This is a genomic window from Arthrobacter sp. 2RAF6, assembly GCF_052115205.1.
Taxonomy (GTDB): domain Bacteria; phylum Actinomycetota; class Actinomycetes; order Actinomycetales; family Micrococcaceae; genus Arthrobacter.
On record NZ_JBFRGF010000008.1, the window covers coordinates 55,980 to 72,174 of the forward strand.

At 62.3% G+C, this 16,195-nt stretch carries 14 protein-coding genes and 1 tRNA gene; 3 read left to right on the forward strand and 12 right to left on the reverse strand.

Annotated elements, in window-relative coordinates; translation table 11 throughout:
* Positions 1-30: 30 nt before the first annotated feature.
* Positions 31-3,537 (reverse strand): DNA-directed RNA polymerase subunit beta, encoded by a 3,507-nt coding sequence (rpoB, locus tag AB4Z38_RS08405; protein WP_078108119.1) that lies wholly within the window; start codon positions 3,535-3,537, stop codon positions 31-33.
* Between the two features lie 408 nt (positions 3,538-3,945).
* Between rpoB and AB4Z38_RS08410 the strand changes: the two genes are divergently transcribed.
* Positions 3,946-5,157 carry an acetyl-CoA C-acetyltransferase gene (locus AB4Z38_RS08410; protein WP_441429285.1) on the forward strand — a complete coding sequence of 404 codons (1,212 nt, stop codon included), beginning with the start codon at positions 3,946-3,948 and terminating at the stop codon, positions 5,155-5,157.
* Positions 5,158-5,209: 52 nt separating this feature from the next.
* The gene (locus AB4Z38_RS08415; RefSeq protein WP_441429286.1) at positions 5,210-5,677 is read left to right on the forward strand and encodes an aminoacyl-tRNA deacylase; all 468 of its coding nucleotides are present in this window, start codon (positions 5,210-5,212) and stop codon (positions 5,675-5,677) included.
* 135 nt (positions 5,678-5,812) lie between these two features.
* On the opposite strand, the gene rplL is transcribed toward AB4Z38_RS08415, so the two are convergent.
* The 9 genes from rplL to AB4Z38_RS08460 form a co-directional block, all read right to left on the reverse strand.
* Positions 5,813-6,190 (reverse strand): 50S ribosomal protein L7/L12, encoded by a 378-nt coding sequence (gene rplL, locus AB4Z38_RS08420; RefSeq protein WP_441429287.1) that lies wholly within the window; start codon positions 6,188-6,190, stop codon positions 5,813-5,815.
* Between the two features lie 75 nt (positions 6,191-6,265).
* Positions 6,266-6,871, reverse strand: coding sequence for a 50S ribosomal protein L10 (gene rplJ / locus AB4Z38_RS08425; protein WP_234749043.1), 606 nt, complete (start codon positions 6,869-6,871; stop codon positions 6,266-6,268).
* Positions 6,872-7,173: 302 nt separating this feature from the next.
* The gene (locus AB4Z38_RS08430) at positions 7,174-8,325 is read right to left on the reverse strand and encodes a GNAT family N-acetyltransferase (RefSeq protein ID WP_441429288.1); all 1,152 of its coding nucleotides are present in this window, start codon (positions 8,323-8,325) and stop codon (positions 7,174-7,176) included.
* Complete coding sequence (locus AB4Z38_RS08435) at positions 8,304-9,419, reverse strand: GNAT family N-acetyltransferase (protein ID WP_441429289.1); 1,116 nt, start codon at positions 9,417-9,419, stop codon at positions 8,304-8,306. Before AB4Z38_RS08435 ends, AB4Z38_RS08430 begins: the two co-directional genes overlap by 22 nt.
* 111 nt (positions 9,420-9,530) lie before the next feature.
* On the reverse strand, positions 9,531-10,238 hold the full coding sequence (rplA, locus tag AB4Z38_RS08440) for a 50S ribosomal protein L1 (RefSeq protein ID WP_441429290.1): 708 nt from the start codon (positions 10,236-10,238) through the stop codon (positions 9,531-9,533).
* Between the two features lie 221 nt (positions 10,239-10,459).
* On the reverse strand, positions 10,460-10,888 hold the full coding sequence (gene rplK / locus AB4Z38_RS08445; protein ID WP_028265119.1) for a 50S ribosomal protein L11: 429 nt from the start codon (positions 10,886-10,888) through the stop codon (positions 10,460-10,462).
* Positions 10,889-11,017: 129 nt separating this feature from the next.
* Complete coding sequence (nusG, locus tag AB4Z38_RS08450; RefSeq protein WP_441429291.1) at positions 11,018-11,815, reverse strand: transcription termination/antitermination protein NusG; 798 nt, start codon at positions 11,813-11,815, stop codon at positions 11,018-11,020.
* Between the two features lie 114 nt (positions 11,816-11,929).
* Positions 11,930-12,211: a preprotein translocase subunit SecE gene (gene secE, locus AB4Z38_RS08455; RefSeq protein WP_059387348.1), complete on the reverse strand. Its 282-nt coding sequence runs from the start codon at positions 12,209-12,211 to the stop codon at positions 11,930-11,932.
* A gap of 81 nt (positions 12,212-12,292) precedes the next feature.
* Positions 12,293-12,365: transfer RNA gene (locus tag AB4Z38_RS08460), tRNA-Trp, on the reverse strand.
* Positions 12,366-12,689: 324 nt separating this feature from the next.
* On the opposite strand from AB4Z38_RS08460, the gene AB4Z38_RS08465 reads away from it, so the two are divergent.
* Positions 12,690-13,919 (forward strand): pyridoxal phosphate-dependent aminotransferase, encoded by a 1,230-nt coding sequence (locus AB4Z38_RS08465; protein ID WP_441429292.1) that lies wholly within the window; start codon positions 12,690-12,692, stop codon positions 13,917-13,919.
* 115 nt (positions 13,920-14,034) lie between these two features.
* On the opposite strand, the gene AB4Z38_RS08470 is transcribed toward AB4Z38_RS08465, so the two are convergent.
* Complete coding sequence (locus tag AB4Z38_RS08470; protein ID WP_441429293.1) at positions 14,035-14,736, reverse strand: LuxR C-terminal-related transcriptional regulator; 702 nt, start codon at positions 14,734-14,736, stop codon at positions 14,035-14,037.
* On the reverse strand, positions 14,733-16,088 hold the full coding sequence (locus AB4Z38_RS08475; protein WP_441429294.1) for an ATP-binding protein: 1,356 nt from the start codon (positions 16,086-16,088) through the stop codon (positions 14,733-14,735). The genes AB4Z38_RS08470 and AB4Z38_RS08475 overlap by 4 nt, the downstream gene beginning before the upstream one ends.
* Positions 16,089-16,195: the final 107 nt, after the last annotated feature.

Genomic DNA, 16,195 nt, shown 5'->3' on the forward strand with positions numbered 1-16,195 from the left:
GCGGTCTGCACCGCCAGCCAGAGCGGCTGTTTAGACCTCTTCTACGGAGCTGGGCTCTGCGCGAGACAGATCAATGCCCAGTTCTTCCGCAGCCGTAAAGACTGCGTCATCAGAGTCACGCATTTCGATCGTCGTACCGTCCGTGGAAAGAACTTCCACGTTCAGGCACAGCGACTGCATTTCCTTGATCAAGACCTTGAAGGATTCCGGAACGCCAGGCTCGGGGATGTTCTCGCCCTTGACGATGGCTTCGTAGACCTTCACGCGGCCGTGGATGTCATCCGACTTGATCGTCAGCAGTTCCTGGAGGGTGTAGGCAGCGCCGTATGCTTCGAGCGCCCACACTTCCATTTCACCGAAGCGCTGGCCACCGAACTGTGCCTTACCACCCAGCGGCTGCTGCGTGATCATGGAGTACGGGCCGGTGGAGCGTGCGTGGATCTTGTCGTCCACCAGGTGGTGGAGCTTCAGGATGTACATGTAGCCCACGGAGATCGGGTCCGGGAACGGCTCGCCGGAGCGGCCGTCGAACAGACGGGTCTTGCCGGAGGAGTCGATCAGGCGGTCGCCGTCGCGGGTCACGTTGGTGGAATCCAGCAGACCTGTGATTTCCTCTTCGCGTGCACCGTCGAACACCGGGGTGGCGACAGTGGTCTGGCCGGATTCACGAGGCAGGTTCGGGAGGTTCTTGACCCACTCCGGCTCGCCTTCGATCTTCCAACCGGTCTTCGCGACCCAGCCGAGGTGCGTTTCGAGCACCTGGCCGACGTTCATGCGGCCCGGAACACCCAGCGGGTTCAGGACGATGTCCACCGGCGTACCGTCGGCAAGGAACGGCATGTCTTCGATCGGGAGGATCTTGGAGATGACGCCCTTGTTACCGTGGCGGCCGGCGAGCTTGTCACCGTCGGTGATCTTGCGCTTGGCAGCAACGTAGACGCGGACCAGCTGGTTGACGCCCGGGGGCAGCTCGTCGTCGTTGTCGCGGTCGAAGACGCGCACGCCGATAACCGTGCCGGACTCACCGTGGGGAACCTTCAGGGAGGTGTCACGCACTTCGCGGGACTTCTCGCCGAAGATCGCGCGGAGGAGGCGCTCTTCCGGAGTCAGTTCGGTTTCACCCTTCGGGGTGACCTTTCCGACCAGGATGTCGCCGGCTTCAACTTCGGCACCGATGTGGATGATGCCGCGCTCGTCCAGTCCTGCGAGGACTTCCTCGGACACGTTGGGGATGTCACGGGTGATTTCCTCGGCACCAAGCTTGGTGTCGCGGGCATCGATCTCGTGCTCCTCGATGTGGATGGAGGAAAGAACGTCCTCAGCGACGATGCGCTGCGACAGGATGATGGCGTCCTCGAAGTTGTGGCCTTCCCATGACATGAATGCCACGAGGAGGTTCTTACCGAGGGCGAGTTCACCCTGGTCCGTTGCCGGGCCGTCAGCGATGATGCCGCCGACTTCGAGGCGCTGGCCTTCGTTGACCAGGACGCGGTGGTTGTAGCAGTTGCCCTGGTTGGAACGGGCGAACTTGTTGATGCGGTAGCTGGTTTCCGTGCCGTCGTCGTTAAGCATGGTGACGAGGTCAGCGGAAACTTCGTTGACGACACCGGCCTTCTTCGCGATGACAACGTCACCGGCGTCGACGGCGGCAGCGCGCTCCATGCCGGTGCCCACGAACGGGGCCTCGGAACGGACCAGCGGCACGGCCTGGCGCTGCATGTTGGCACCCATGAGTGCGCGGTTTGCATCGTCATGCTCGAGGAACGGAATCAGAGCGGTAGCTACCGACACCATCTGGCGCGGGGAAACGTCCATGAACTGGACTTCGCCGGCCGGAACCAGGACGGGCTCGCCTCCACCACCACGGGCACGGACAAGCACGGTTTCTTCCGCGAACTTCTTGTCGGCGTCCAGCGGTGCGTTGGCCTGTGCAATCAGGACTTCGGCTTCGTCGTCGGCGGTGAGGTACTGGACCTCATCGGAAACGACGCCCTCAGAGACCAGGCGGTACGGGGTCTCGATGAAACCGAACGGGTTGATGCGGCCGTAGGAAGCCAGCGAACCGATCAGACCGATGTTCGGGCCTTCAGGAGTTTCGATGGGGCACATACGTCCGTAGTGTGACGGGTGGACGTCTCGGACTTCCATGCCTGCGCGGTCACGGGACAGACCACCCGGGCCAAGAGCCGACAGACGGCGCTTGTGGGTCAGACCCGACAACGGGTTGTTCTGGTCCATGAACTGCGACAGCTGGGACGTTCCGAAGAACTCCTTGATGGCTGCCACGACAGGGCGGATGTTGATCAGGGTCTGCGGCGTGATCGCTTCGACGTCCTGCGTGGTCATGCGTTCGCGGACGACGCGCTCCATGCGGGACAGGCCGGTGCGGACCTGGTTCTCGATCAGTTCGCCGACGGCGCGGATGCGACGGTTGCCGAAGTGGTCGATGTCATCGATCTCGACGCGGAGCTCGTGGTCTTCGCCATCGCGCTTGCCCATGAGGGTCTTCTCGCCGGCGTGAAGCGCGACGAGGAACTTGATCATGGCCACGATGTCTTCAACGTGCAGGACCGAAGCTTCCTTGTCGCCAAGGGAGCGGTCGATGCCGAGCTTGCGGTTGATCTTGTAACGGCCGACCTTGGCCAGATCGTAGCGCTTGGCGTTGAAGTACAGGTTGTCCAGCAGGGACTGGGCAGCCTCGACGGTGGGCGGCTCGCCCGGACGCAGCTTGCGGTAGATGTCCAGCAGGGCGTCTTCGCGGGTTTCGGTGGCGTCCTTCTCCAGCGTTGCGCGCATGGAGTCGTACTGGCCGAACTCTTCGAGGATCTGGCCTTCGGTCCAACCAAGGGCCTTCAGCAGAACGGTGACCGACTGCTTGCGCTTGCGGTCGAGGCGTACGCCGACCTGGTCGCGCTTGTCGATTTCGAGCTCGAACCATGCACCGCGGGACGGGATGATCTTTGCAGTGAAGATGTCCTTGTCGCTGGTCTTGTCAGCGGTGCGCTCAAAGTAGGCGCCCGGCGAACGGACCAGCTGGGAGACGACGACACGCTCGGTGCCGTTGACGACGAACGTTCCCTTCTCGGTCATGAGAGGGAAATCGCCCATGAACACGGTCTGCTGCTTGATTTCACCCGTGTTGTTGTTCATGAACTCGGCCTTGACATACAGCGGTGCCGAGTAAGTGGCGTCACGGTCTTTGCATTCGGCCATGGTGTACTTCGGATCAGCGAACTCCGGCTCGGAGAAGCTCAGGGACATAGTGCCCTGGAAGTCCTCGATGGGGGAGATCTCTTCGAAGATGTCAGCAAGTCCAGAGGTGGTGGCGACGCTCAGGTCGCCTTCCTCGACGGCCTTCGCTACCCGCGACTGCCAGCGTTCGTTTCCGACCAGCCAGTCAAAGCTGTCTGTCTGCAATGCGAGCAGATTCGGAACGTCCAGCGGTTCGTGAATCTTTGCGAATGAGAGCCGGCGAGTTGCACCATCGGTGCTTGCCGTATTAGCGGTTTCGTTATTAGAGGTGCTCGAGGCGACCAAGAGGGATCCTTCCACAGACCTTCAGGCGTTTTCAGATCTCCCCCGCTTGCACCCTGCAGATTGAATCCGCAGTGTACCTTTCCGGTTCCGCTATATGACCCGGGACCCCGGCCGGCCAAGACCATGCTCGTTCTAACGGCACGTCGATGGCGCAGCTGAGAGGTAAAGCCCACCGCTATATGAAGGCTGAAGGTTAACAGGGAAGACGCAAATATCCACAATACGGCAAATCAACCCACCTGTCTACCCCACATCGGGCCCGAATGCAAGCACAGTTGCCGCAGGCACCTATGGGGCCTGGACCCATACTGCCGTGGGCGGAATGTTGGTCCAGGCTCCATTGTTGAATGGAGAGGTGATGTACGCCACGGTAACCTAGGCTCACCACCCTTGATCGGAAGAGAGAAAATGAGCACCCCCTCAGACACAACGGACAACAACAACGACGTTGTCATCCTTTCCGCCAGCCGTACCCCACAGGGACGGTTGAACGGGCAACTGGCCGGGCTCACCGCCGTCGAGCTCGGTGCTCATGCTATTTCGGGCGCTATTGCGGCGAGCGGGCTCACCGCGGACAAAGTGGACGCAGTAATTATGGGACAGGTCCTGCAGGCGGGCGCCGGCCAGAATCCGGCCCGGCAAAGCGCCATCGCCGCCGGCATCGGCTGGAACATCCCTGCCGTCACCATCAACAAGGTCTGCCTCTCCGGACTGACTGCCGTGATCGATGCCGCGCGAATGATCCGCAGCGGCGACGCCGCCGTCGTGGTTGCCGGAGGCCAGGAATCGATGAGCCGCGCTCCCCACTTGCTGCCCGGCTCGAGGCAAGGGTGGAGCTACGGGGCGATCCAGGCCCTCGACGTCGCGGCCCATGACGGCCTCACCGATGCGTTTGATGGTCAGTCAATGGGCCTGTCCACCGAGATCAAGAACCTCTCCCTAGGAATCGACCGCCGGTCCCAGGATGAAGTGGCCGCCGCTTCGCACCAGCGCGCGGCTGCGGCTGCCGCGCAAGGAGTGTTCGACCGCGAGATCACACCCATCAGCGTCAAACAGCGCAAGGGAGAACCCTTGGTGCTAACAAGTGACGAAGGCGTCCGCCCCCAGACCACGCTTGAGACCTTGGCCCCCCTGAAGGGCGCCTTCGCCACCGACGGCACCATCACAGCCGGCAACTCCTCTCCCCTGTCCGACGGCGCCTCCGCGCTCGTGCTCACGAGCCGCGGCTTTGCCGAGGAAAACGGCCTTGACTACCTTGCCGTCGTCGGCAAGCCCGGCCAGGTAGCGGGACCCGACAACAGCCTGCATTCGCAGCCTTCCAACGCGATACGGCACGCGCTGGACCGCGCGGGGTGGACAACGGCCGACCTGGACTTCATCGAGATCAACGAAGCATTCGGCTCGGTTGCGGTCCAGTCCTTGAAGGACCTGGACTATCCCTTGGAGAAGTGCAATATCCACGGCGGAGCAATTGCGATTGGACACCCGATCGGCGCTTCAGGAGCGCGCCTTGCTCTCCACGCGGCCCACGAGCTGAAGCGCCGCGGTAAGGGCAAAGCGGCGGTTGCCCTCTGTGGTGGCGGCGGGCAGGGCGAAGCACTGCTTCTCTACCGAGACTAGGTATTCGGCGTATTCGGCAGCGGGCGCTGCCATGACTGGAAATGGAGCATGAATGCGGGGCACTGAGCGATTCCTCGCCGACGCGGCAGCCCGCGGACTCGACGTCCAACTCGTGGAGCGGGCAGCGGCAAGCAGCCTTGACGAAGCGGCCCGGATCATGGGGATCACACCGGCCGACATCGTGAAGTCCCTTGTGGTCAAGCACCGGGATGGCACGTTCTTGTTTGCGCTGGTTCCGGGTGACCGGCAGATCTCCTGGCCCAAGCTGCGCGCCCTTCTGGGTGTCAATAAACTGTCCATGCCCTCGGCCGACATCGCTTTCGAGGCAACCGGCTATGAGCGCGGCACCATCACGCCGCTGGGAAGTTCGAAGCCCTGGCCGGTCTACGCGGATGCCAGCATCGCCGGACGCAGGATCTCCATGGGCGCAGGCGAGCACGGATTCAGCGCTTTCGTGAAGGCCGATGAGCTGGCGTCCGCGCTGCAGGCCGTAGTAGCTGACATCAGCGACCCCATCTGACTGTTCCACAAGCAACGCGGGGTCACTTACGGCCCATCCAGCAGCACTCAGTGGGCCGTAAGTGACCCCGCGTTGCTCTTACATGCAGGGAGCCCCGCCCGGACGAATCCGGACGGGGCTTCCTGAAAACGCGAGTTACTTGACAGTAACCGTGGCGCCGGCAGCTTCGAGCTGCTCCTTGGCCTTCTCAGCGGCTTCCTTGGTGGCGCCTTCGAGAACAGCCTTCGGTGCACCGTCAACCAGGTCCTTGGCTTCCTTGAGGCCGAGGGAGGTGATGGCGCGAACTTCCTTGATCACTGCGATCTTCTTTTCACCGGCAGCTTCGAGGATGACATCAAATTCGGTCTTCTCTTCAACTTCTTCGCCAGCGCCGGCGCCAGCCGGGCCTGCAACTGCAACAGCAGCAGCAGTAACTTCGAAGGTCTCTTCGAAGAGCTTGACGAACTCGGAGAGCTCGATGATGGTCAGTTCCTTGAAAGCTTCAATGAGCTCTTCGTTGCTGAGCTTCGCCATGTTTGGCGTCCTTCCTTTAGGTGGTGCTGCCACGGACGTCGTCCGTTACTGCACCGCAGTGTGAATGGGGAGAACTTAGTTCTCTTCGGTTGCTGCTTCAGCGGCTTCCGCCGGAGCGGCAGCCTCTTCTGCAGCAGCCTCGGCGGGAGCCTCTTCGGCAGCCGGTGCTTCTTCAGCGGCCGGTGCTACAGCGCCGCCCTCTTCTTCAAGCTTGAGGCGCAGAGCGTCAATGATGCGTGCAGCAGCGGCGGCAGGTGCCTTGAGGATGCCTGCAACCTTGGCGAGCTGCAGCTCACGGGACTCGAGGGCTGCCAGTGCGGCAACCTCTGCTGCGTTCAGTGCCTTGCCTTCGAAGTAGCCGGTCTTGATGACCAGCTGCTTGTTGACCTTGGCAAAGTCCGTCAGGCTCTTGGCGGCAGCAACCGCGTCACCCTTGATGAATGCAATTGCAGTGGGGCCGGCGAGCTGACCGTCGAATGCTTCGACACCAGCTTCCTTGGCTGCAATGGCGGTCAGGGTGTTCTTGACGACCGAGAACTTGGTGTCCAGGCCGAGAGAAACACGCAGCTGCTTGAGCTGTGCAACAGAGAGCCCGCGGTATTCGGTCAGGACAGCGGCGTTCGATTCCTTGAAATCGTTGGTGATCTCAGCTACTGCAGAGATCTTGCTAGGCGTTGCCATAACCCTCCTTCCGGGGAATAAAGCCGGTTTTCCGGGTCCCCGCTCAAAAGAGCTGCAACTAAAAAACGCCCCGCGCAGATGCACGGGGCTTGGCTCAACACGACCAAATGGTCGCGGAGATTTGCTTCGTTCACCTGCGCCGGCCGCCCTTTGTCAGGGTCCTTCGTCAAGGAAACCACTTGGTTCTTCCGCGCGTGGCTGCAGAGTTGAGCTGCGCCCGGAGGAGTGGATTCCCATCAACCGACGGTCTTTGGTAGTTCAAGCTTACGGGACGGGCAAGTGCATCGCCAAATCGCCCCGCCTCACTCGGAGGAGGTGACCCTCGGGCCCATGTTCGGCAGTTCCTTCTGCCACAACCCCGTGACCCCGGCCGTGGTGAATCCCAATTGCTTGTTCACTGTCAGCAGGTACCGGTTTTCGGGCGCATTCCAGGTGTAGATCACCCGGGCATCGGGAAACTGTTCGCTGAGGCGTTGCATATTGGCGACCTTGATGAGGAGCCCTAGCTTGTTTCCCCGATGTTCCTGCAGGACGATCGTGTCGTCCTGGAAAACCACATCCTGGCGTTGTGCCAGGACGCCGATCGTGGTGAGCCCGACGATCCGCCCGCTGGCGACGTGCTCGACGGCGGTGACCACCGTCCGGCGCCCCTGCGCGACGGCGGCGTCCTCCGCCTGCCGCAACACACCGGCGTCGAACACTAGCTGCTGCTGCTCGGCCTCCGCGGTCTCATTGCCCTCGGAGACCACTTCCCCGGCCGCGTTTTCGAGCGCAGCCACGGCTTCGAGCCACTGTTGCGGGCAACGGTCGGTCCAGTGGTGGACCCGGTAGCGGCCGGCGTTCGCGACTTCCGCTTCGGCCTCAAGCTCGGCGACGAGCTTCGAATCCAGCGGGAGCGCACAGGAACTGAACTGTTCGATGTGCTGGAGGGTGTAGCCGGTACGACGGGCAAAATCGACCTCGCGGCTGGCCAAGGGAACAAAGCCCAGGCCACTGCCAGGTACGAGCTGACCCTCGGCACCACCACGCAAGGATTCGGCAGGGTGGTTGGTGTCCACCATGATCATCGTCCGCCCCTCGCTTTTGGCGAAATGTTCGGCGGCTTCCAGAAGCTGCCGGCCGACGCCCCTACGCTGGAACTCAGGAAGGATGTCGAGGGTGAACTCGGCCAGGTCCATGTTGTCGGCAAGGGGCAGCGCGATGTCCACGGTACCCACAATGCGGCCGTCAACGCGGGCAATGAGAATGACCTGGCGTTCGTAAGGATCGCCGAGTTCGAGCAGTTTCTCCAACGGAGTGTAGGCGAGATCGTCCGTGCCCCAGATCTGCATGCGGACCCTGCGGCTGACTTCGACGGCGGCCAGGAAGTCCTGTGCGTCATCGGCCTCAAGCGAATCCGGGATCCAGAGTTGGCCGATCTCCACCGTGCTCGTCATTTGATCCTCTTTTGCCATTCGCCGTCGTATCCCACCGGTTTGAAGCCGAGCTGTACGTTGATGGACAGCATATGTTCGTTTTCCTCGGCGTTAAAAGTCATGACGCGCCGGACTGCTGGATATTCCGTTTGCAGCCTGCGCAGATTGGCCAGTTTCACGAGCGTTCCCAGTCCATGGCCCCGATGCGGCTTCGCCACCAAAGTATCGTCCTGCTCGGCCACCCCAGGCTTCGACGGACCAAGGTAGATCACAGTGTAGGCGACGAGCTCACCCGTCCGACGATGTTGTGCAGCGGCCACGAGGGCAGTCTGGCCTTCCGCAAGCGTGGTGTCCTCGAGTTGCCTGACGCGGGCAGCGTCCCAGGCCTCTGCCTCGATCTCAAGGCCTCCCGCCGGCGTGTCCGTGCTCATCCGGCCCATCAGCCCGGCCATGTGGTCCACGTATTCGCCGGGGCAACGGTTCGTCCACGCAAGGACCTCATAAGCGGCGTCGGCTTTGGAATGCGCCGCAAGCTCCAGCCTTGCCCACTCCGCGTCATGGTCCATGTCCAGGCTGCTGAATCTGCTGGCCTGTTCCAAGGCGTATCCGTTCTTGAGGCAAAAGGCTACTCCCGGACCATCGTCGGGTACTCCCCCAGGTGCCGCGGCTGACCCGAGGGGTGTTGGCCCTGCTCCTGCCGCTGCTCCTGCTTCTGCGGAGCCGATCGGGTGTTCGGTGTGCGCCTGCAGGACATGCCTCCCCCGAGCCATCGCAACCCCCTCGACTGTGCGGAGCAATGCGGTCCCGATTCCTTGCCGGCGGTGCCCCTCCAGAACATCTACCTGGAGCCAAGCGGTATGGACGTTGTCCTTGAGCGGAAACTGGCAGGAAGCATGCCCGACGATGCTTCCGTCAATCCGGGCGAAGAAGTTCCTTGAGGCCTCGTATGGGGTATCGCGCCATCCTGCGAGCCGGGACTGCGCCGACGATGCCCGGTCCAGGCTTCCCCAGGTTTCCAAGACCATGGCGTCCATCACGGAAGAGAGCTCCCGGAAATCATTGCCGTCCGGTCCGTCCAGGGACTCCGGCAGGTGGAGCTCATGGATGCTGGAATCAGGAAGCCGGCCTGTCATGCCCTCAGCCTAATCAGCGGCCGCCACCCGCGATAGGTGCCGGTTGCATACAACGAAAGGACCGCCCGGCGATTGCCGAACGGTCCTTTCAGAGTCGATGCTCCCGGTGGCTTACGCCTCGGTGAGGACCTTGGTGACGTTCGGGTCAACCGAGATGCCCGGGCCGAACGTGGTGGCGACCGTAGCCTTCTGGATGTAGCGGCCCTTGGAAGCGGACGGCTTCAAGCGAAGCACCTCTTCCAGAGCAGCTGCGTAGTTTTCAGCCAGCTTCAGTTCATCGAAGGAAACCTTGCCGATGATGAAGTGCAGGTTCGAGTGCTTGTCGACGCGGAAGTCGATCTTGCCACCCTTGATGTCGTTGACAGCCTTGGTGACGTCTGCGGTCACGGTACCGGTCTTCGGGTTCGGCATGAGGTTACGCGGGCCGAGGACCTTACCGAGACGGCCAACCTTGCCCATGAGGTCGGGGGTTGCCACTGCGGCGTCGAAGTCGGTCCAACCGGCCGCGATCTTTTCGATCAGGTCATCGGACCCAACGAAGTCGGCGCCTGCAGCGATTGCTGCTTCGGCCTTGTCGCCCGTTGCGAAAACCAGGACGCGGGCAGTCTTACCCGTGCCGTGCGGCAGGTTGACGGTGCCGCGGACCATCTGGTCGGCCTTACGCGGGTCAACGCCCAGACGGAAAGCAACCTCAACGGTGGCGTCGAACTTGGACGGGTTGGTGTCCTTGGCGAGCTTGATGGCGTCGAACGGGGCGTAGAACTTGTCTGCCTCGATCTTGGCTACGGCTGCCTCATATGCTTTGCTGCGCTTTGCCATGCTGCTTATTCTCCTTGTGCAGTTGTGGTCTGCGGACCGCGCTGGGCCCTGCCACAGTTGGAAATCCGGCGTGGATCTCCAACATTTTCAATATTTCAATGGTGCCGGTTTCCCGGCAGGAGGTGGTTAGCCCTCGACTGTATCTGATTGTGGAAAGTCTCCGGGACTCACTTCCGGCGAGTGCTTCGTTCCTCAGCCCTCACCGTCCGTTCATTCCTCGACTATTCGACAGTGATACCCATCGAGCGTGCGGTGCCGGCGATGATCTTGGCAGCACCCTCAAGGCTGGTGGCGTTGAGGTCTTCCATCTTGGTGGTGGCGATCTCGTTAACCTGCGCCTGGGTCAGCTTGGCAACCTTGACGGTGTGCGGCGTGGCCGAACCCTTGGCAACGCCTGCAGCCTTCTTGATGAGCTCTGCAGCCGGCGGGGTCTTGGTGATGAAGGTGAAGGAGCGGTCTTCGTAGACCGTGATTTCAACCGGGATAACGTTTCCGCGCTGGGCTTCCGTTGCAGCGTTGTACGCCTTGCAGAATTCCATGATGTTGACACCGTGCTGGCCAAGCGCAGGACCGATCGGCGGGGCCGGGTTGGCCGCACCTGCCTGGATCTGCAGCTTGATGAGGCCGGTGACCTTCTTCTTGGGAGCCAATGTAGGTCCTTCTCTCAATAACTTCCTAGGACACAGGAGCGTGCCTCAGGTTTGTGGCCGCCATGGCAAGGCGGCCGCCCGCTCCGTGGCTGCTAAGCGGGCAACCGCGGGGCGAAATCCTTGGATCAACTAGATCTTGGTGACCTGGTTGAATGCGAGCGTAACCGGGGTCTCGCGTTCGAAGATCGACACCAGCACCACAAGCGTCTGGGAATCCATCTTGATCTCGGAGATCGTGGCGGGAAGGGTCTCGAACGGACCTTCCTTGACGATGACGGACTCTCCGACCTCGAAGTCGATGTCGACGGGCGTCTGGTGCTGCTTGTTGACCGGCTTGCCCTTTTCGGCCTGCTGCTCTTCGAAGACCGGAGCCAGCATCGAGAAGACCTCGTCGAGGCGAAGCGGGACCGGGTTGTGTGCGTTGCCAACGAAGCCGGTGACACCCGGGGTATGGCGGACTGCGCCCCAGGATGCGTCCGTCAGGTCCATGCGGACGAGGACGTAACCCGGAATGCGTACGCGGTTGATGATCTTGCGCTGGGCGTTCTTGATCTCAACGACTTCCTCCATGGGCACCTGGATCTCGAAGATGTAATCTTCCATGTCCAGGGTCTGGATGCGGGTCTCAAGGTTGGCCTTGACGCGGTTTTCGTAGCCGGCGTAGGAGTGGATGACGTACCAGTCACCCTCCTGGCGGCGAAGCTTGGCCTTGAACTCCTCAGCGGGGTCGGCAGGCGCTACGGCTGCAGCGGCGGCCAGGGCGTCGGCGTCGTCGGACTCATCCTGGTCGACGTCGTCAACGTCGGCAGTTTCGGGCGCAGCAGAATCGACCTCGGATCCTTCCACGGCGTCAGCCGTGGCGTCGGCTGTGCTTTCAGCGGGCCCATCCAGCTCAGTCTCAGTTACCTCGAGCTCCTGCTCAGACACTTGGTCTCCTGCTTCCTCATTGCCTAACATGCCTATTTAAATGGCTCAATTCCGCAAACCCTGCGAAATCCCTTGATTTTCCAGGAATTCCACGCGGTTTGCGGAGCGATCCGCTTAGTGGTTCGTGGTGCCAGTAGCGCCGAAAACCCATTTGATTCCCGTACCGAAAGCCAGGTCCAGGATGGTGACGACAAGCATCATGATGGCCACGAACACCAGCACCACGACTGTGTAGTTGACCAGTTCCTTGCGGGTGGGGGCAACAACCTTCTTGAGCTCACCAATTACCTGGCGGACAAAAAGCGCAATTCGAGCGAAGAGGCCGGAATCGGACTTCTTGGCAGGGCGGCCCTTCGAGCTGCTCGCAGCTGTTTCGGTCACCTGATCCTCACTCATCTATGCAAACGTCGTTGACCCGACTCTGATCAGAGTCATGGTTGCTGCGCTTGTTCCGAGGAAAACCCGGAACAGCTTGCGCAGGGCAGACAGGACTCGAACCTGCAACCTGCGGTTTTGGAGACCGCTGCGCTACCAATTGCGCCACTACCCTATGGAACGAATCCATATTTTGGCCACACACCATCAAAGCCAAGGAATCCAGAAGAACACGAGATTCCGGAGCCAATCTGGGGCGCGAACCATTGTGATGTTTTTCAACACCGGTGAACCAGTCTACGCAACAACGTCGCGATAGTCGAACCGGGCCATTTCCGGAGCGTTCAGGCCTTCTCGCTCATGTGATCAGCGCTCGCTTGATCAGCCTTCACTGTCACTTTCCCGACGTTAGCCCGATAGCTCCGCAGAACAGCATAAAGTAGATTTCGTCGAATCCCACCATCCAGCTCATGAGCTGCCCGCGAAGAACGGTGCTTTAATGTCTGCCGGAATACCAGCCGCCCGCATTTCACAGCGAATTTCCGCCATCGCCGAATCCGCCACCCTTGCCGTTGACGCCAAGGCCAAGGCGCTCAAGGCAGCGGGTCGCCCCGTGATTGGCTTCGGCGCCGGGGAGCCCGACTTCCCGACACCCGACTACATCGTCAAGGCCGCCGTCGAGGCCGCCGCCCAGCCGAAGTACCACCGCTACTCCCCTGCCGCCGGGCTGCCGGAGCTGAAGCAGGCTATCGCGGACAAGACGTTCCGCGATTCGGGCTACAAAGTTGACGCTTCCCAAGTGATGGTTACCAACGGCGGCAAGCAGGCTGTCTACAACACTTTCGCCACACTTGTTGATCCGGGCGACGAGGTAATCATCCCCACGCCTTTCTGGACCACCTACCCGGAGGCAATCCGCCTGGCCGGAGGCGTTCCCGTCGAGGTTTTCGCGGGCCCGGAACAGGGTTACCTGGTCACCGTGGACCAACTCGAGGCCGCAGTCACCGACAAGACGAAGATCCTGCTTTTCGTTTCCCCGTCCAACCCGACCGGCGCCGTTTACAGCGCGGAACAGGTGGCAGAAATCGGAAAGTGGGCAGCGGCCAAGGGCCTCTGGGTGGTCACCGACGAAATCTATGAGCACCTGACGTACGACGGCGTCCCTTTCACCTCGATTGCCACCGCCGCCCCCGAACTCGGCGACAAGGTGGTCATCCTCAACGGTGTCGCCAAGACCTACGCCATGACCGGATGGCGCGTCGGATGGATGATCGGCCCGGCAGACGTCATCAAGGCCGCCACCAACCTCCAGTCGCACGCGACGTCGAACGTTTCCAACATCATGCAGATCGCAGCCCTGGCTGCAGTCTCGGGCCCGCTGACCGCCGTCGACGAAATGAAGGTCGCTTTCGACCGCCGCCGCAAGGCGATTGTCGCCGGACTGAACGCGATCGAGGGTGTGGAATGCCCGACGCCGACCGGCGCCTTCTACGTGTACGCCGACGTCCGCGGACTGCTGGGCAAGGAATTCCCGACGTCGAACGGTCCCGTCCGTCCGTCAACGTCCGCTGAGCTTGCCTCACTGATCCTCGACGAAGTTGAGGTCGCAATTGTTCCGGGCGAGGCCTTCGGCCCCTCCGGTTTCGTCCGCCTCTCCTACGCCTTGGGCGACGACGACCTCGCCGAAGGCGTACGACGCCTCCAGGAATTCCTCGGCCAGGCCAAGTAGCCTTCCGCCTCCGCAAACGCTCGCTCACCTTGGGATAGAGGTGAGCGGGCGTTTGGCTTTAAGCCGCTATAGGTGAGCGGGCGTTTGGCTTAAAGCCGCTATAGGTGAGCGGGCGTCAGAGGAGGCGGCGCTCGGCGGCCCACTTGGTCAGTTCGTGGCGGCTGGAAAGCTGGAGTTTGCGGAGCACCGCGGAGACATGGGTTTCCACGGTCTTGATGGAAATGAACAACTCCTTGGCCACCTCCTTGTAGCTGTAGCCCCGGGCGATGAGGCGCATGACTTCCAGTTCCCTCGTGGAGAGACGGTCCAGTTCGTCGTCGGCGATCTCGGCCGGGGACGTTCCGAACGCGTCCAGGACAAAACCCGCCAGCCTCGGCGAGAACACGGCGTCACCGTCAGCCACCCGGATCACGGCATCGGAGATCTCGGGACCGGAAATGGTCTTGGTGACATAGCCTCGGGCCCCGGCCCGGATGACGGCCACGACGTCCTCGGCCGCATCTGAGACGCTCAAGGCCAGGAAGCTTGTGCTCCCGCGCAACGGAGTGGATGCGCTGATGACCTCCCGCCCGCCGCCGCCAAGGCCGCCGGGCAAATGGACGTCAAGCAACACCACTTCCGGGTGAACCTCGGCGATCACGGCGACGGCTTGTTCCACCGTTCCGGCTTCACCCACGACGTCGATCCTGGAATCGAGGTCGGCCTTCAGCCCGGAACGGAAAATGGCGTGATCGTCCACGATTACCACGCGCACCTTCCGCGGCACTTGCCCGGCTGCGACCTGCTCCGGCTTGATCTTTTCTGGGGTGCCGCTCATGCTTTGGCTTCTCCGTTTCGGTTCTCTGCTTTGTCGGCGTTCTCGGCGGGCAGTTTGAGGTGTACTTCCGTGCCCTCGGAGCTGCTGTTGATGACCGCCGTGCCGCCGTGGCGCTTCATCCGTCCGATGATTGACTCCTTGACTCCGAGCCGGTCTTCCGGGACAGCATCCGGGTCAAAGCCGGGTCCGCGATCCCTGATGAAAACCTCGCTGCCCGTGTCCGAGCTCTCGAGATAGACGGACACGGCTCCGCCGCCATGCCGGGCGGCATTGTGCATGGCCTCCCGGGCCGCCAGGACGAGGGCTTCGTGCCGGTCCGTCATGGCTGCGTCTCCCACGCTGACGACGTCGACGGCGTGTCCATGCGTGTCCTCCACCTCGGCGGCGGCCGCGGCAATCCGCTCCGCCAGGAGTCCCGCATCCTTGGCGGCGTCCCGGTACAGCCAGGTGCGCAGTTCACGCTCCTGCGCACGGGCGAGGCGGACCACGTCCTGCTCGGAACCGGCCCGGCGCTGGATCAAGGCGAGCGTCTGCAGCACCGAGTCGTGCAGGTGGGCGGCAATCTCGGCACGCTCCGTCTCGCGAACCCGCGCTGCCCTCTCGGTTTCAAGGTCTTTCCAGAACTTCAGGCCCCACGGCAGCAGCACCAGGGCGACACCGCCCAGCACTGCGATGGAAGCCAGCAGCGCGAGCCAGGTCTGCTCCCACGAGCCGGAACCGGACACCATGACCAACACCCCGGCAACCACCAGGGCCAGGCCTGCAGCAAGGCGGACCCAGCCGCCGGCTTGGTCGGCCTTGGTCTTGTCCACCAGTCCGGCCCGGCGCGTCTCGTCCAGCTGCATCCACGCGATCGCCGCTCCGCCGAGTATGGCCGCCGCGGGGATCAGCGTGCCGAGAGGGACCTCGACGCCGAATTGCCGGGCGATGAGGATGGCGGCCACCAGGAGCAGGCCTGCTCCCAGGAGGATCTCTTTTCCGTACTGGATGCGCCGAATCCTGAACCAGGAGGCGAAAACGGGAGCCGGGGTCGACGACGGCGGCTGCGCGCCGCCGTCGGGCATTGTTACGTCGGAAAGCATGCTCACCGAAGGAGGCAAGCTCACCGACGGAGCAATCGGCGACGCCGGTCGGCGGCTATTGCGGCGGGCGTTTTCGTCTGCGGTGGGCACCATGACCCACAGCCAGGCGTAGAAGGCCAGACCCGCGCCGCCGGCGAACGAGGCAAGGACCATACCGAGCCGGATGTACTTCACAGGCCAGCCAAGGTGGTCCGCCAGGCCGCTGCACACGCCGGCAATCATCCGGTCGCTGCTCCGGACCAGCGGCGGTCGTTGCATGGCGGTTGTCATGAATCCATCCAAACACGTATCAGGGCTTTCGGCGCTCGAAGCCAGGGCAACTCAGGGGGCCACTCAGGGAACGTTCAGGGTATCCCCCAATAGAGGGTGGCGCCGTC

Coding starts and splice junctions, on each gene's coding strand:
- AB4Z38_RS08410 (WP_441429285.1), top strand. CDS start 3,946: ATGAGCACCCCCTCAGACACAACGGACAACAACAACGACGTTGTCATC.
- AB4Z38_RS08415 (WP_441429286.1), top strand. CDS start 5,210: ATGCGGGGCACTGAGCGATTCCTCGCCGACGCGGCAGCCCGCGGACTC.
- rplL (WP_441429287.1), bottom strand. CDS start 6,190: ATGGCGAAGCTCAGCAACGAAGAGCTCATTGAAGCTTTCAAGGAACTG.
- rplJ (WP_234749043.1), bottom strand. CDS start 6,871: ATGGCAACGCCTAGCAAGATCTCTGCAGTAGCTGAGATCACCAACGAT.
- AB4Z38_RS08430 (WP_441429288.1), bottom strand. CDS start 8,325: ATGGCAAAAGAGGATCAAATGACGAGCACGGTGGAGATCGGCCAACTC.
- AB4Z38_RS08435 (WP_441429289.1), bottom strand. CDS start 9,419: ATGACAGGCCGGCTTCCTGATTCCAGCATCCATGAGCTCCACCTGCCG.
- rplA (WP_441429290.1), bottom strand. CDS start 10,238: ATGGCAAAGCGCAGCAAAGCATATGAGGCAGCCGTAGCCAAGATCGAG.
- secE (WP_059387348.1), bottom strand. CDS start 12,211: ATGAGTGAGGATCAGGTGACCGAAACAGCTGCGAGCAGCTCGAAGGGC.
- AB4Z38_RS08465 (WP_441429292.1), top strand. CDS start 12,690: ATGTCTGCCGGAATACCAGCCGCCCGCATTTCACAGCGAATTTCCGCC.
- AB4Z38_RS08470 (WP_441429293.1), bottom strand. CDS start 14,736: ATGAGCGGCACCCCAGAAAAGATCAAGCCGGAGCAGGTCGCAGCCGGG.
- AB4Z38_RS08475 (WP_441429294.1), bottom strand. CDS start 16,088: ATGACAACCGCCATGCAACGACCGCCGCTGGTCCGGAGCAGCGACCGG.